The 15805-nt window shown below is 42.0% G+C and carries 11 protein-coding genes and 1 pseudogene; 3 read left to right on the top strand and 9 right to left on the bottom strand.

Annotated elements, in window-relative coordinates; translation table 11 throughout:
- Window positions 1-94: 94 nt before the first annotated feature.
- Entirely contained in the window at window positions 95-3118 is a 3024-nt protein-coding gene (locus tag LNN34_RS20735; RefSeq protein ID WP_229044470.1) for a DEAD/DEAH box helicase, read from the top strand.
- A 100-nt stretch (window positions 3119-3218) separates the two neighbouring features.
- On the opposite strand, the gene fbp is transcribed toward LNN34_RS20735, so the two are convergent.
- The 3 genes from fbp to LNN34_RS20720 form a co-directional block, all read right to left on the bottom strand.
- Entirely contained in the window at window positions 3219-5144 is a 1926-nt protein-coding gene (gene fbp / locus LNN34_RS20730) for a fructose-1,6-bisphosphatase (protein ID WP_229044468.1), read from the bottom strand.
- Between the two features lie 243 nt (window positions 5145-5387).
- The gene (locus tag LNN34_RS20725) at window positions 5388-5549 is read right to left on the bottom strand and encodes a hypothetical protein (protein ID WP_229044466.1); all 162 of its coding nucleotides are present in this window, start codon (window positions 5547-5549) and stop codon (window positions 5388-5390) included.
- A gap of 45 nt (window positions 5550-5594) precedes the next feature.
- Window positions 5595-6071 carry a Pathogenicity island protein gene (locus LNN34_RS20720; RefSeq protein WP_416378576.1) on the bottom strand — a complete coding sequence of 159 codons (477 nt, stop codon included), beginning with the start codon at window positions 6069-6071 and terminating at the stop codon, window positions 5595-5597.
- Window positions 6072-6366: 295 nt separating this feature from the next.
- On the opposite strand from LNN34_RS20720, the pseudogene LNN34_RS20715 reads away from it, so the two are divergent.
- Window positions 6367-6518, top strand: a pseudogene (locus LNN34_RS20715) (family 1 glycosylhydrolase); the annotation flags it as partial.
- A 288-nt stretch (window positions 6519-6806) separates the two neighbouring features.
- Window positions 6807-8159, top strand: a complete 1353-nt coding sequence (locus LNN34_RS20710) for a polysaccharide pyruvyl transferase family protein (protein WP_059353226.1) — start codon at window positions 6807-6809, stop codon at window positions 8157-8159.
- 111 nt (window positions 8160-8270) lie between these two features.
- On the opposite strand, the gene ahpF is transcribed toward LNN34_RS20710, so the two are convergent.
- From ahpF to gntR, 6 genes are all read right to left on the bottom strand, one after another.
- A complete protein-coding gene (gene ahpF / locus LNN34_RS20705; RefSeq protein ID WP_059292151.1) occupies window positions 8271-9800 on the bottom strand; it encodes an alkyl hydroperoxide reductase subunit F in 1530 nt (509 codons plus the stop codon).
- 13 nt (window positions 9801-9813) lie between these two features.
- Window positions 9814-10377 carry an alkyl hydroperoxide reductase subunit C gene (gene ahpC / locus LNN34_RS20700; protein ID WP_024123485.1) on the bottom strand — a complete coding sequence of 188 codons (564 nt, stop codon included), beginning with the start codon at window positions 10375-10377 and terminating at the stop codon, window positions 9814-9816.
- A gap of 290 nt (window positions 10378-10667) precedes the next feature.
- Window positions 10668-12083: a decarboxylating NADP(+)-dependent phosphogluconate dehydrogenase gene (gene gnd / locus LNN34_RS20695; protein WP_101865057.1), complete on the bottom strand. Its 1416-nt coding sequence runs from the start codon at window positions 12081-12083 to the stop codon at window positions 10668-10670.
- A gap of 25 nt (window positions 12084-12108) precedes the next feature.
- A complete protein-coding gene (gene gntP, locus LNN34_RS20690) occupies window positions 12109-13455 on the bottom strand; it encodes a gluconate permease GntP (protein WP_044160144.1) in 1347 nt (448 codons plus the stop codon).
- A gap of 28 nt (window positions 13456-13483) precedes the next feature.
- Window positions 13484-15025: a gluconokinase gene (gene gntK, locus LNN34_RS20685; protein ID WP_101865056.1), complete on the bottom strand. Its 1542-nt coding sequence runs from the start codon at window positions 15023-15025 to the stop codon at window positions 13484-13486.
- Window positions 15018-15749, bottom strand: a complete 732-nt coding sequence (gene gntR / locus LNN34_RS20680) for a gluconate operon transcriptional repressor GntR (protein ID WP_044160140.1) — start codon at window positions 15747-15749, stop codon at window positions 15018-15020. The genes gntK and gntR overlap by 8 nt, the downstream gene beginning before the upstream one ends.
- Window positions 15750-15805: the final 56 nt, after the last annotated feature.

Below are 15805 nucleotides of genomic sequence, written 5' to 3'. Positions count from 1 at the left end.
AGACTGATCAATCAGTTTAGGGATTTTTTACAGATACCAGTTGGATCAATTGAGGACAATAACCGAATGATGTTGTTAAAAATAGGAGGGAATTATGGGGAAGATAAATGTAAATTCTGTATTAAGGGCATGGCACTTAGTTGAGGCTTTATCACCAAGCGGAGTCAATGGTATAGGAGATGAATTGAGTAGAAGCCATTTTTTAGATGGTCAACAACGAAAGAAAACAGAACAAGTTCTTTTTTCTGAAAGGCCTTGGGAGAGGCATCAGTTGAAGGACTCTGAAAAAAATTTTATTCAATTTCGTTACTATTTAGGTTGCTTTGAGCAACATAAACTTGTTAGCTATCTACGTGATCTATTCCAAAATAATGAAGAAATGATTAATAGAGATCAGAAAATGTTATTTAGTATGTCTTTTTTAGTTGACCATACAGGCAAGTATGTAAAGGATTCTGCATTTGTACCTGTACTTATGTATGTGATGAAATTAATAAACGAACATCTTGAAGTGCCATATGATGATTTGATGACTACATTTCGAGATCAGTTGAGATTATTTGAGGAACAGGTTGATGCCATCTTTGTAAATGGAGTAACAGAAAAAGCCCTTAAGAAAGTACTTGGAGTATATGAACGGTATTTTTTACGAATAGATAATATGGCGCTTCATTATTTTGAGAAAGAAATTTTGAAGGTTGGACAAGATGGACGGGTAAATAATTTTCATAGCTTTTTCTTAGAGGACTTAGGAGATATTATCTCACAAGGAGAAAATGAAACACTACGGCAATTTATTGAAGGGGTTGATAATAGAACGAACATTGATGAAAATAGAGTTTTAATTGAAGATGTGTTGCAGCCTAAAAATGTACCTAACGGCAGGTGGCCGTCACCTGTTGAACATAGATTATCCTTAATGCAGCAAGTAGCTGTAAATCAAATTATAAATAACAATCAAAAGATAAGCTCTGTGAATGGCCCGCCAGGAACAGGGAAAACGACACTGTTAAAAGATATTTTTGCAAATCTCATGGTTGAAAAAGCAGAAAAAATGGCTTGTTTTGAAAACCCAGAAAAAGCTCTGAAAAAAATAAAGAAATTAGTTTTAGATGGCTATCATTATACTATTTATGAAATTGATAAATCTATTAATCAGTATTCTATGGTAGTGGCTTCAAGCAATAATGGAGCAGTTGAAAATATCTCAAAAGATCTTCCTAAAAAGAAGGAAGTTATACGTAAAGTTACAGATGAAAATGTATTTTCTTCTTATGAAAAAGCATATGCATTAGAAGCAGAGGAATTATCGATGTTTCCTTTTGCGGCAAAGGCTCTTCTAGGTGAAGAGACAGATACTTGGGGACTATTCTCAGCATCTTTAGGAAAGTCGGAAAATATATCTCACTATTACAAAAAACTTTATTATAGAAATAATAACGAATTTGAACTATCATTCATCGAGCAATTAGAACGAGAAAATAAAAAAATAAGCTTAACAGATTGGAAGAATGCAGTAACAGATTTCCAACAAACATTGAAATCAGTTAAACAAAAGAAAGCAGAACTACAATCGTTATGCGAAATTTTTAAAAAATATAAGGATATAAATAATCAGTTATTGTTACTAGAGGCAGAACAAGAAAAGTTAGTATTAAAGACAGCTCATTATAAACAACAGAAACGGTTGTTAGAGAGAGAGTTTCACACGCTTTCTAAACCAACTTTTTTTCAAAGAATATTTCATACAAAAAGAAACAAATTATTACAGATGGAAGATCAACTGCAAAAAATAACTATGAAAATAAAAAATGAAGAAAAGGAATGGGATCTTTTGCAGATGAGATCGAATCAAATAAGGATGGAGTTAAAGAAATATAGGGATTCTATCAACAATAAATGCAAAAATCAGGGGTTAGTAATACCCGATGATAATTATTGGACCAATTCTCAAAGTGCATATGAATATAGGCAATTACATACTCCTTGGCTAACTGATGAATTGAATTTTGAAAGAGGGCTTCTTTTTTTAAAGGGAATGAAAGTCCACAAATTGTTTTTGATATTTAATTATAAAGCAATAAAATCAAGTTTGCGTTTGTTAAATTATCGAAGTAAGTTAGATTTAAATCAGACTGAGCACAGAATGTGGTTACAACATATGTGGGGTGTAATCCATTTAATCACACCCGTAATAAGTACAACCTTTGCCAGTGTTCGAACAATGTATAAAGGAGTTGGTCGTGATTTTATTCGTTACTTATTTATAGATGAAGCGGGACAAGCTACTCCGCAACAAGCGGCAGGCGCATTATGGAGGTCTCAAAAAGTTGTCGTTGTTGGTGATCCAATCCAGATTGAACCAGTTGTCACCATTGATCGAACAATATTAGGAGATATAAAAAAATTTTATGGTATTGAAGATCGGTTTATTGAAATAGGGAGTTCTGTACAATCACTGGCGGATGCGGCGAATCCATTTGGAATGTATAACAATAAAGGACAGTGGATAGGGATACCTTTATGGGTTCATAGGAGATGCTTAAATCCAATGTTTACAATCGCTAATCAAATTGCTTATGATAATAAAATGGTTTTAGCGATAAAAAAACAAGGGAAAAGCGAATGGTTTGACTGTAAGGGAGTAGCGGTTAATAAGCAGTTTGTAAAAGAGCAGGCAGATTTAGTTGCTGAAGAGATTTATCAAAAATGGGAAAATACATTAAATGCTCCTGATTTATATGTTATTACTCCCTTTACAGCAGTGAAAGATGGTCTCAGAAAAACAATTAAAAAGCGGTTAGCAGAATTAAATGTACCAAAGAAAATAGTAAATGATTGGACTCGAAGCTCAATAGGAACTACCCATACCTTTCAAGGAAAAGAAGCCGACACTGTTTACTTTGTAGTGGGGACAGATCAAAATAGTGATGGAGCGGCAAATTGGTCGTGCTCAAAGCCTAATTTAATTAATGTTGCAGTTACAAGGGCAAAAAAAGAGTTTTATATTGTTGGGGATTATGATCGTTTATCAAAAAAACAAAATTATAAATCGATTGCTGAGAATGTAGATCAAATCATAAGACCTAACACTAATAGAAGTACTTTTGATGTTTGATAGTGAGCCTCTCAAAACCCTATTTTGAGAGGCTTTTTGTTGATTTATAGTCGATTGTAAAAATGGGCCCAAAGAATATAATCCCTGAACCCCACATCCCTCACTTCATATACCGATACTCCCGCAAACTCTCCAAAATCGCAACTTCCTGCAGCATTTCCTCACCGACATTCGTTTCCTTCACTTTCTTCCGTTCAAGCTCTTTGTCCACTAATCGTTTCACCGTTAAGACATCGGTTCCGGTGCTTAGGACTTCTGCCTTGGAGTTGAAGTGTTTATGGGCGACGAGCTGCATGCCGTAGGAGTTGTATAGCAGCGTGTAGCCGGCGATGCCTGTTGTGGATTGGTAGGCTTTGGAGAAGCCGCCGTCGATGACGATCATTTTTCCGTTTGCTTTGATTGGGTCTTCTCCTTCGATTTCTTTTACTGGCGTATGGCCATTGATGATATGGCCGTGATCTGGGTTGAGGCCGAATTCTGCCAGGATGTTTCGGCAGGTTGCCTCGTCTTCGCGTAAATAATAATACGGGTTTTTCTTTTCTTTATGCGTTTCCTTCTCTTTGATGAAATACCGCTCAAATGTCGTCATGGCACGTTTTCCGAAGAGGGAGGAGTACTCGCCTGTCCATAAATACCAGGCCATATCTGTCGCCAGGTCATCGGTTTCTTCCGGGTGGGCAAACGCTTCCCGTAAGAACCGCTCAAATACATCGAGCAGCTCACGGCCCGCATACGGTTTATCCTCAATCATCATCGTTTCCATATTGCCGTTTTGATCAACTGGAATACAGCCATGAATTAATAGGTTGCCGTTATATTTTAAATACAGGCTGCCTTTTTTCATCATAAAATTCATATGTCGGCCCAGCTTTTCGGAATGCTGGACAGAGAATAGCAGCTTGTCCATGACTTCTGCTTCTTCTTCTAATAGCTGATCTGGCTGTTCCGGATTGATTGTCGCAAAGCAGGTGTTTTCCAGTTGATATGTTTTTCCATGCAGTGTGATTTCTTTTTTGTCATAATCTATTTTCTCTAATAACAGCCGTTCCTCCATATTAAAGTTCGGCCGTCTCTTGATAATCGGGCTCTCAAGCTTGAATTGGATTATCGCAATCGCTTGATGGATTTTTGTGATTTGCTTAATCTCATCCTCAGGTCTGTTTTCGTCTGCTTTTGGACGGAAAGATGGGTTATCATCGTAATATTTTTCGGCCAGGTTCAGCAGCGGTCTCAGGTTGATGCCGTACACGTCTTCAATAATATCCAGGTTGTCATAGCGGGCACAGATACGGATAATATTGGCCAGGCATACTTTGGAACCGGCGTAGGCGCCTATCCAAAGGACATCGTGATTTCCCCATTGAATATCGACAGAGTGATAGTTAATCAATTCTTCCATAATCCTGTCCGGCTGCGGTCCGCGGTCGTAAATATCGCCGACAACATGCAGATGGTCGACCACCAATCGCTGAACGCTGTAAGCAAGACCGGTGATCAGCTTATCAGCCTGTCCAAGTTCAATGATCTGATCAATGATCTCGGAGTAATATTGCTCCTTGTTGCCAGCTTGTTCTGTTTTGTATAGCAGTTCCTCCGTAATATAAGCAAACTGGGCAGGCAGTGCTTTGCGGAGTTTGGAGCGGGTATACTTGGACGAGCAATAAGAAACAAGCTTAATCATTCGGTTAATCGTTTCTTTATACCACTCGTTTAACGCTTCTTTCGCGTCAAAGTCATGTTTGATTAACTTCAGCTTGTCTTCCGGGTAATACACCAATGCAGCTAATTCATCAATTTCTCTATCGTAAATGACACCGCTGAAAATATCGCGTATCTTCTCTTTGACTCTTCCTGAACCATTACGCAGCACGTGCTGGAAGGCCTGATACTCCCCGTGCAAATCACTGACAAAATGCTCGGTGCCTTTTGGCAGGTTCAGTATCGCTTTCAAATTAATGATTTCCGTTACCACTTTTTCTTCACAATCGTATTTTTGCGCGAGTAGATCTAAGTACTTGCTTTCCAAAACTGTCCATCCCCTTTTTATAATAAGAGCTGCCCCCTATTTACGAGCATTTGTTGATAAGGTGAATTTAAAAGTATGACATTGTTTTTCTTCATTGGACCCTTATACGATAGTAACGCATAACTCCTTTTAGAGACAATTAAAATGAGGGAAAGAGAGTGGCGAAATGAGTGCGTATAAAATGAAACACAAAAAAACCAGATTCAATACAAATCTGGTTTCTTATAGTCGTTCAAAAGGAAACTATTGCTGTTTTTCTTTCACCATCTTTATAAAGAGAAAGAAGATAATGAATACGATAAAGTAATTCATTGGATTCTTAAAGATGCTCATATTGAGTGAGAGCTGTAATAAAATCCATAGGGCAAATATGGCTAGTATTGCAGGAATGATGATTTTGTACATTTCGATCACCTTCTATCGTAGTAAAAATGAGGGAGTGATCCTCTTTTAAAAGCAAGATGCAGCAGCCCCTGTCATTGCACCGCCAACAGCGCCAGTAATTGCACCAACGGCACCAGCACCTACAGTTCCAATGCCGGGTATCGTGACTGTTCCTACAGCAGCGCCAGCAAGGCCCAGAGTACCGCCGCCAGTACCTAGAATACATTTTCCAACCGATTGGGTGCTGACTGTAGATTCTTGGCTTACTAGTTTGATCAAAATGCCATGATCGATTTTTTCGTATTGTAGTGTAACAGGACCACCATTTTTGTCAGTTGAGCTTTTAGGGAGAACTTGTTCTTCGCCTGTTACATGATCTTTTAATATTGCATTTCCATCAGCAAGCTGAACATCTGCATGATCGAACGTCATCTTCAACACACTATCGTTGAGGTTTTCAACTTTGTATGTAGCTTGGGATTCTGGGGCATCTGCTGCAATAGGTAAAACCGGGAGGGCTAAGGCACCTACTAGGAATAACAAGGCTGCCAGTTTCGATTAGCTTTATTATGCTTTGCATAATTATCCTTCTCCTTTGGTTGCCATACTAACAGAGACGTTTTGCCTGTTAAACCCTTAATTTAAGAGATGACTGAAATTTGATTATACCGAACTATCTATATTTACATTTTCGCTTCAAAAGTCATAGACAATTGATGAGACGTTTCATTCTAGTAACAACACTAATATCTTTTACTTACGAACACCACTTTTTTACTGATATATTCATAAAAGAAAAAATTGCCAATGTAAAATAGTTCACAACAAAAAGCTATGTTTAATCGGCTATACGCCTTGGGGCATTATTAACGCTACGGCATGATCTATGTTGATCGTGACAATGAAGGAAACGGATCCATGAAGCGGTATAAGAAAGATTCCTTTGAGTGGTACAAAAACGTCATTCAAACGAACGGCGAGGAACTATAAGAAGCTGGCCCGAATCGAGCACTTTTACCGAGTGCCTGATTCGGGTTTTTGGCATGATCCGATCCGATATCCAATAATGGGAATAGATTACTAGCGCTGATTGCTATGTTATGATTTCACCTGTAAGATCCTTTTTTGTATAATTTAATATTAGAATGGAAGAAAGGGAGAGAGTTTGTGAGTAAAAAGGGATGAAAGCGGGTGTCCGGCTGAAGATTTTAAGATCATGATAGAGTTCCCTAAGCACATCTCCTGACAAAAATTTGGCGAGGAAGGGGCAACATCACATTGAAAAACATTTTAATAAGAGCTGGCATATCACCATTTGATACATTTAATGCAGCTGAAATGATTGTTCGCAACTCCATCGGCGGCAACGTAGGAAACCTAGTGTATGCTTACAGTGTGTTTCGTACGCTGATGACGGAAGAAACAACAATTACTCCTGATTATTATCGAATTAATCCGGCAGATGCTGAACAAATCAATAAAAAGTATGATATGTACATTATTCCGCTGGCAGATGCATTCCGAGAGGATTTTGTGTCTTCATTACGGAAATATACCCAATTAATCAAAAAACTAACCATTCCGGTTGTTGTAATTGGTGTTGGGTTGCGTGCTCCATTTGAACCGAAGTTAAATGAGGGTTTCCCATTTGATCAGGATGTAAAGGCATTTGTGAGTGCGGTGCTGGAGAGATCCAATATGATCGGTGTCCGCGGTGAGATTACAGCGAAATACCTTTCCAGATTAGGCTTCCGTGAAGGTGTTGACCATACGGTAATTGGCTGTCCTTCTATGTATGCGTTTGGAAGAGAACTGAAGATAAGAGAAACCAATATCACATTAGAGTCGATGGTGACGGTTAACTCGTCAAGGCTGTCTCCTAAGCATGTGCTGGACTTCATTACGAGAAGCATGAAAGAGTTCCCTAATCATTACTTTATCCCGCAATGGCGGAAAGAGATGATTCTGACATATGCCGGTGCCCCTGCTTTAGCGAAGCCTGCCGATAATTATCCGGTCAGCATGGAAGACCCTGCTTATCAGAATGATAGAGTGCGGTTCTTTTTAAATGTGCCGACTTGGCTGGACTTCCTGAAACAAGCTGATTTGAGCTTTGGCGCTAGACTGCATGGAAATATCGCAGCGACGATCGCCGGAACACCGAGCCTTTTGCTGCCGAAAGATGCCAGAATGCGGGAATTAGCTGAGTACCATCAGTTAACGCATGTCATGGCAAATGAGATAACGGCTCAGACAAAACTGTCAGAATTAATTGAAACACTTGATTTCCATCAGCCTGAGAAACGGCAAGCACAAAACTTTGACCATTTTATCAGCTTCTTAAACAAAAATGAATTGGACCATATTTATAAAGAGAAGATGATTCCTGATACAGTTCCTTTTGACGAAAAGCTATCTAGCACGAAGCTTCTTCCGCCTGTGACTACAGTTAGCGGCTGCAGTTCTACAGAAACAGCTAAACGCTGGGAAGCGCTTGTGGCATTAGAAAATGCCAAAAAGGAAAAAACCATTAAAGATCTGAAAAACAAGGTCAAAAAGTATCAAGGTACTTTAAATAGAAAATCAGTGCGTTTCGCTTTAAAAACAGCAAATATGCTTAGTGTGAAGTGACGATTCACACTACAATATTACAATTCTATTACAAGTGGATAAAATATGCAATATGGTGTAAAAAAGAAAGCCTCTATGCTGCCAATCAGGCAATATAGAGGCTTTCTTGTATTAGTTACGGATAAGGTAATCAAACGCGCCTAAAGCAGCAGTTGCTCCTGATCCCATTGAAATAATGATTTGGTTGTAAGGACCGTCTGTGCAGTCGCCGGCAGCGAATAAGCCTGGGACGCTTGTAGCGCCATTTTTGTCGACTACGATTTCGCCGATGCGGTTGCGTTCAACGGTTTCGTCTAACCATTCTGTGTTTGGCACGAGACCGATTTGGACGAATACACCTTGGAGTTCAACGTGTTTTTCTTCGCCTGTTTCGCGGTCTGTGTATGTGATGCCGTTTACGCTCTGATCGCCGGTGATTTCTTTTGTTTGTGCATTTTTGAGTACAGTGACGTTTGGCAGGCTGTAGAGACGTTTTTGCAAGACTTCGTCTGCCTTCAGTTCCGGCGCGAACTCTAACACAGTGACGTGATTGACAATACCTGCGAGATCAATCGCTGCTTCGATACCAGAGTTTCCGCCGCCGATAACGGCTACGTCTTTGCCTTCAAACAATGGGCCATCACAGTGCGGGCAGTAAGCGACACCTTTGTTTTTGAACTCTTGTTCACCAGGTACGTTGACATTGCGCCAGCGGGCACCTGTTGAAAGGATGACTGTTTTACTTTTTAGGACAGCACCGTTTTCGAGTTCAAGCTCGAACAAATCTTTTTTCTCAAGGCGTTTTGCGCGCTGAAGGTTCATGACATCAATATCATATTCCTTCACGTGCTCTTCAAGACTTGCAGCAAGCTTCGGTCCTTCAGTTGCTTTTACGCTGATGAAGTTTTCGATGCTCATTGTGTCGAGAACCTGTCCGCCGAAGCGTTCAGCGACAACACCTGTGCGGATTCCTTTACGTGCCGTATAAATGGCTGCACTTGCGCCGGCAGGTCCGCCGCCGACAACAAGAACATCGTAAGGATCTTTATCAGCGAACTCAGATGCATCTGCGCCGCTGCCCATTTTCGCAAGAATTTCTTCGAGGGTCATACGGCCGCTTCCGAAGGATTCGCCGTTTAGGTAAACCGTTGGCACTGCCATAATGTTTTTGCTTTCAACTTCTGATTTGTATGCCGCACCGTCAATCATGGTGTGAGTGATGTTCGGGTTCAGCACGCTCATCATGTTTAAAGCTTGTACAACATCAGGACAGTTGTGGCATGTCAGGCTGATATAAGATTCAAAGTGGTATTCACCGCTGATCTTCTTCACCTGATCAATGACTTTCTGATCTACCTTAGGCGGTCTGCCGCTCACTTGCAGCAATGCCAACACTAAAGAAGTGAATTCGTGTCCAAGAGGAATACCGGCGAAAGTGACGCCAGTGTCTTCTCCGGCGCGGTTCACACTGAAGCTTGGCGTTCTGTTCAATTCAGCTTTTTCAACAGTGATTTTAGATGACATGGAAGCCAGCTCATCAACGAGAGCCAGCATGTCCTTAGAAGTGTCATCTTCACCTGCACTCACTTTGAGAACAATGTCGTTCTCAATTAGCTGCATGTACTGATTTAATTGTGCTTTGATATTTGGATCAAGTACCAATTGAATGCACTCCTTAGATTTTACCTACTAGATCAAGGCTAGGTGTAAGAGTTTCGCCGCCTTCTTCCCATTTAGCCGGGCAAACTTCACCTGGGTTTTGACGAACGTATTGTGCTGCTTTTACTTTGCTGATCAGGTTGCTTGCGTCACGGCCGATACCGCCTGCATTGATTTCAACAGTTTGGATCACGCCATCTGGATCGATGATGAATGTTCCGCGGTCAGCAAGACCAGATTCTTCGTCAAGAACATCGAAGTTGCGAGAGATCGTTTGAGATGGGTCACCGATCATTGCGTAAGTGATTTTGCCGATTTTTTCAGAGCTGTCATGCCAGCCTTTGTGTACGAAGTGAGTATCTGTAGAGATAGAGTACACTTCAACACCTAATTCTTTAAGTGCAGCGTATTGGTTTTGAAGATCTTCAAGCTCAGTTGGGCATACGAAAGAGAAATCTGCTGGGTAGAAGCAGAATACGCTCCATTGACCTTTTAGAGATTCGTTTGTTACATCGATGAATTCACCGTTTTTGAATGCTTTTGCTTCGAATGGTTGTACTTCTTTACCGATTAAAGACATAATGTTATTCCTCCTAAAAATGGTTTAGAAAGCAATAGTGCTTTCAATAATAATTCTAATTATATATGAATTATTAATTAATATATATTTTTTGTCAAGACAAAACCCCTTAATTATTTTCTCTTTTTCCTTTCATCGTGAAGGAAAGTGCTGGTGTGATCAGCATAAATTGCTCTTTGACAAATATTCAAATTTTATATGTCTGATTCTCAATTAGTTGTGATATGTGAGTTTATCCTATAAAAAAAGCTGGCAGCTGGTATAAAAACTCCAGCTGTCAGCCTTATCTATTAGTTTGCATCATCAGACCAATGGGTATGGAAAACGCCGTCCATATCTGTCCGCTCGTACGTATGGGCGCCGAAATAATCGCGCTGCGCCTGTAATAGGTTGGCGTTGGAACGCCCTGTGCGGTAGCCGTCGTAGTAAGAGAGCGCGGTGCTTAAGCATGGGAATGCGCTTCCGGCGCTGATACCCTCGCAAACGACTTTTCGCATGCCTGTCTGATAAGCTTTAAGCTTTTCTGAAAAATAAGGTGCAATCAGCAGGTTTGAGAGATCTGGCTGCTCTTGGAATGCCTCGCTGATGACGTTCAGGAAATCCGCGCGGATGATGCAGCCGCCGCGGAAAATTAAAGCGATGTCTTTAAGCGGCAGGTTCCATCCGTAAAGCTCAGATGACATTTTATATTGAGCAAAGCCCTGTGCGTAGGCGCATACTTTTCCCATGTATAAGGCTTGTCTGACGTATTCAATCCAGAGATCCTTATCGTAATGTTTTTCCTCTGTTTCCGGACCGGCTAACACTTGTTCAGCCGCCATACGTTCTTCTTTTAAGGACGACAGGTAGCGGGCAAACAAGGACTCGGTGATAATAGCGGATGGAATGCCGTTATCAATAGCTTGCATGCTTGTCCATTTTCCTGTGCCTTTCTGGCCGGTTTTATCAAGAATGACATCGATCAGCGGCTGACCTGTTTTTTCGTCTTTTTTGCGTAAAATCTCAGCTGTAATCTCTATTAAATAGCTTTTCAGCTCACCTTGGTTCCACGTTTCAAAAATGCTGGCGATTTCTTCGAGCGGCAGACGAAGCGTTTCTCTAAGAAATGTATAGGCTTCAGCAATCAGCTGCATATCTGCATACTCAATGCCGTTGTGCACCATTTTTGTAAAGTGCCCTGCCCCTTTTGGTCCGATGTAGACACAGCATGGGTCTTCTCCGACTTGTGCGGCGATTTTGGTCAGGATCGGAGCGGCTTTTTCATAGACGTCTCGATCTCCGCCCGGCATGATGGAAGGTCCTTTTAATGCGCCGACTTCACCGCCGGAAATGCCGATTCCCAAGTAGCCGATTCCTTTTTCCTTCAGCTCGTCATATCTTCTTTCTGTGTCTTCGTAGTGGGAGTTGCCTCCGTCCATGATGACGTCTCCTTCTTCAAGCAAAGGCATTAATGAATGGATGACGGAATCGACCGGTTTTCCTGCTGTGACCATCAGAAAGATTTTTCTGGGTGTTTCTAGTGATTGAACAAAATCTTGAAGCTCGTAGTACGGGCTCAGCGATTGTCCATCCAGCTTTTTCATAAGCTGGTCCGTTAAATCTCTGGTGTAATTATAGACGGCGACTTTTTCGCCTTTATTTGCCATGTTTAAGGCGATATTGCTTCCCATTACGCCTAAGCCTATGACACCAATTGTATTGAACATGTGTGTTACATCTCCTTCATTAATTTCATACAACTAAACTTAACAATAATATAAATCCTAGTCCAGCAACGGAGATAATTGTTTCCAGCAAGGTCCATGTGGCAAATGTTTCTTTCATGCTTAATCCAAAGTATTCTTTGAACATCCAGAAGCCGGCATCGTTGACGTGTGAAGCGATGACGCTTCCTGCGCCTGTTGCGAGCACCACTAATGCAAGGTTGGCATCGGACTGTCCCAGCAATGGAATGACGAGTCCCGTCGTGCTTAATGCGGCAACGGTTGCTGATCCTAAGGAGATGCGCAGGATCGCTGCGATGAGCCATGCCAGCAGAATCGGCGATAATGCCGTTTCTTTGAATAAATCCGCTACGTAGTCGCCGACACCGCCGTTGATTAACACTTGTTTAAAGGCGCCGCCTCCCCCGATGATCAGCAGCATCATGCCAATTTGCGAGATGGCTGTAGAACAAGAGTCCATGACGGTTTTGATGGGAATGTTGCGTGCGATTCCCATTGTGTAAACAGCAACGAGCAGTGAGATGATCATGGCAGTCGATGCATTCCCGATCAAACGGATGAAAGCCAGAAGACCGTTATCCGCAAATCCTATTGTTTCCTGAAGCAAATCAATGATGGTTGCGATCGACATGATGATAATCGGAAGCATGGCTGTAAACACACTGATTCCAAAGCCTGGTGTTTCCTCAAGCTTGAATGTTTTTTGTGTGCCGAGTGACGAGATATTTCCGTTTTTCGCAAATGATGCAGGAACGATTTTTTTCGCGAACTTTGTAAATATTGGCCCTGCAATCAGGACTGTCGGAACAGCAACAATGAAGCCGTACAGCAGCACTTCCCCGATATTTGCGCCGTATTCTCCGGCAATTGCTGTCGGTCCCGGGTGCGGCGGCAGGAATCCGTGTGTGACGGATAATGCTGCGACCATCGGAATACCGAGATATAAAATAGAAATCTTCAATTCTCTTGAAATCGCGAATACGATCGGGATTAATAGAACCAATCCTACTTCAAAGAACAACGCGATTCCGATAATAAAGGAAGCAATCACAACAGCCCACTGTATATTTTTCTCGCCGAATTTGTTGACGAGCGTCATTGCTATACGCTGTGCGCCGCCTGAGTCAGCAATCAGCTTGCCCAGCATCGCACCGAGTCCGAAGATGAGTGCGATGTGGCCAAGTGTCCCCCCTATACCTTCTTCAATGGAGCTGACAACTTTATCAAACGGCATCCCAAGTGCCAGTGCCACGCCGAATGATACAACTAATAAGGAAATAAATGTATTTAATTTCAAGCCCATAATTAAAAATAGTAATGCCAAAATCCCAAGTGCAACAATGATTAACGGCATGATAATGCCCTCCCCTTCATGTCATGTGCTATTTGTGTGTAATTAGGCTTCTTTGATAATTTGCAATTTGGGTATATTGATTTTCTAATGATCTTGATAGATTGATGAATATCGGCATTAATGTTCTATATTCTTTGGCTGAGTCTTCGATTGGCGTATGTCTGTACGTGCTGCCGATCATGTCGGACACGGCTTCGAACGAGTCGATTTTTCCTGTCGCATACAGGCCTAAAATGCAGGCGCCGAGACAGGAGCTTTCGTAGCTTTCAGGAACGACGACTTCAGATTCGAATATGTCCGACATCATTTGCCGCCAAACCTCTGATCTTGCAAAGCCGCCAGTCGCTTGAATTCGGGTGACCGGTCCGTCCATGCATTCTGTTAGCGCCAGGAACACAGTGTACAGATTGTAAATGACCCCTTCTAATGCTGCACGTATCATATGTTCTTTTTTATGTGACATGGTCAGGCCGAAAAATGAGCCGCGTACATCCGGGTTCCATAACGGAGCGCGTTCCCCGGCAAGATACGGGTGGAACAGCAGGCCGTCAGAACCCGGTCTGACGCGTTCAGCAATCTTCGTCAGCACGTCATATGGGTCAATTCCCAGTCTTGTCGCTGTTTCGATTTCTGACGAAGCAAATTCATCTCTGATCCAGCGAAGAACAATGCCTCCATTGTTCACCGGACCGCCGATGACCCAATGCTTGTCCGTTAACGCGTAGCAGAAAATTCTCCCCTTTTCATCGGTTTGCGGCTGGTCGATAATGGTTCGGATAGCGCCGCTCGTACCGATTGTAACGGCGATTTCTCCTTTTTTAATGGCATTGACGCCGAGATTGGACAGTACGCCGTCGCTCGCGCCGATGACAAAAGGTGTTTCCGGATCGATTCCCATCTGGATGGCTAATTCCGGGCTGCAGTGCTGAAAGATACCGGTTGTCGGCACGAGTTTGGATAAGTGATCCGGCGTGATCCCTGCGATGTGTAACGCTTCCTCGTCCCAATTCAAGCTTTTGAGGTTCATCATGCCAGTCGCTGATGCTAAGGAATAGTCGATGACATATTCATCAAACAGCTGTTTAAAGATGTATTCTTTGATGCCGATATATTTTTTTGCCTTGGAAGCGATTTCTTTCCGTTCGTTTGTGATCCAGGCAATTTTGCTTAACGGTGACATGGGATGAATGGGTGTTCCTGTTCGTTTGTAGACCTCATGCCCGTTGAGTTCATCTTTGATCTTATGCGCCCAGCCCTCGCTTCGATTGTCTGCCCACGTGATGCATGGTGTCAGAGGCTGATCATTTTCGCCCATGGCAATGACGCTGTGCATGGCGCTGCTGAAGGAAATAAATGAGATCTGTTTTTCCGGGTGCTGTTTCGTGATTTTTGCAGTTGTATGGATGACAGCCTGAAAAATCAATTCCGGGTTTTGTTCAGCCGTTGAGATGTCTGGCGTATGGAGCGGGTAGCCGATGCTTTCTTTTTGTACCACGTCTCCGTTTTCAGTGAATAATACAGCCTTTGTGCTGGTCGTACCGATATCGATTCCTAACATATAACTAGTCATTTTTGTGTTCAGCTCCTTTTGCCAGCATTTGTTGTGAGAGCCAGAGGTCCTCTACTTTTTCTTGCACATCGTCAAAATTCTGGTGCAGAGACTGAACCATCAGCGCCCTGTCCTTTGTTTTGATTGCTTGAATATAAAGCTCATGGTTATCCAGAATCCTTGAGAAATCTTCGTACTTTTCCTTTAACCGTACCCGCATAGATAAAAGAATAAAGCTTTCCATTACGGGTTTTAGATTGTTCCAGATCATCTGAATGTATGAGTGATCAATGGCGCGGATAATCGTTTCATGGAATAACACATCCTGAAATGAAAACTCGTCCGCGTCCTCGTATTTGATGGAGACTTTCATTATTTCTAGAATCTTGCTGAGATCTTTGACTAAAGGCTCAATGTCGATTTTGACCAGCCGTTCAAAGACAAATGTTTCTAATAATAAACGCACGTCATATATTTCTGCGATTTCCTTTTCAGTTAACCCAATCACAACCGCTCCCATTCGTTCTAAACGGATCATTTTTTCGGAAGCCAGTATTTTTAACGCTTCGCGAACCGGCGAACGGCTTACTGAAAACTCAGCCGCGATTGTATTTTCTGATAGAATGGTACCGCTTTCAATCATGCCTGAAATAATCCGCATTCTCAGCTCGCATGCGACGCGAACGCCGGTTGACGCTTTTGAAAGCCATTTTGCGGGATACAACAGGTCCTTGGAGTCTAGCATATGCTCACCTTCCTCACTAAGGAGTATACTTGTATACAAGTATGATAACGTGAATG

Source organism: Bacillus sp. AF23, assembly GCF_020861455.1.
GTDB lineage: Bacteria > Bacillota > Bacilli > Bacillales > Bacillaceae > Bacillus > Bacillus halotolerans.
The sequence above is the reverse complement of the archived record's forward strand: the minus strand, read 5'-3'. Positions and strand labels throughout refer to the sequence as shown.

Bases quoted from the DNA above. Each gene is read 5' to 3' on its own strand.
- LNN34_RS20735 (WP_229044470.1), top strand. From the start codon at position 95: ATGGGGAAGATAAATGTAAATTCTGTATTAAGGGCATGGCACTTAGTT.
- LNN34_RS20725 (WP_229044466.1), bottom strand. From the start codon at position 5,549: ATGTACAAAATCATCATTCCTGCAATACTAGCCATATTTGCCCTATGG.
- ahpC (WP_024123485.1), bottom strand. From the start codon at position 10,377: ATGTCTTTAATCGGTAAAGAAGTACAACCATTCGAAGCAAAAGCATTC.
- gnd (WP_101865057.1), bottom strand. From the start codon at position 12,083: ATGTTCAATACAATTGGTGTCATAGGCTTAGGCGTAATGGGAAGCAAT.
- gntP (WP_044160144.1), bottom strand. From the start codon at position 13,455: ATGCCGTTAATCATTGTTGCACTTGGGATTTTGGCATTACTATTTTTA.
- gntK (WP_101865056.1), bottom strand. From the start codon at position 15,025: ATGACTAGTTATATGTTAGGAATCGATATCGGTACGACCAGCACAAAG.
- gntR (WP_044160140.1), bottom strand. From the start codon at position 15,749: ATGCTAGACTCCAAGGACCTGTTGTATCCCGCAAAATGGCTTTCAAAA.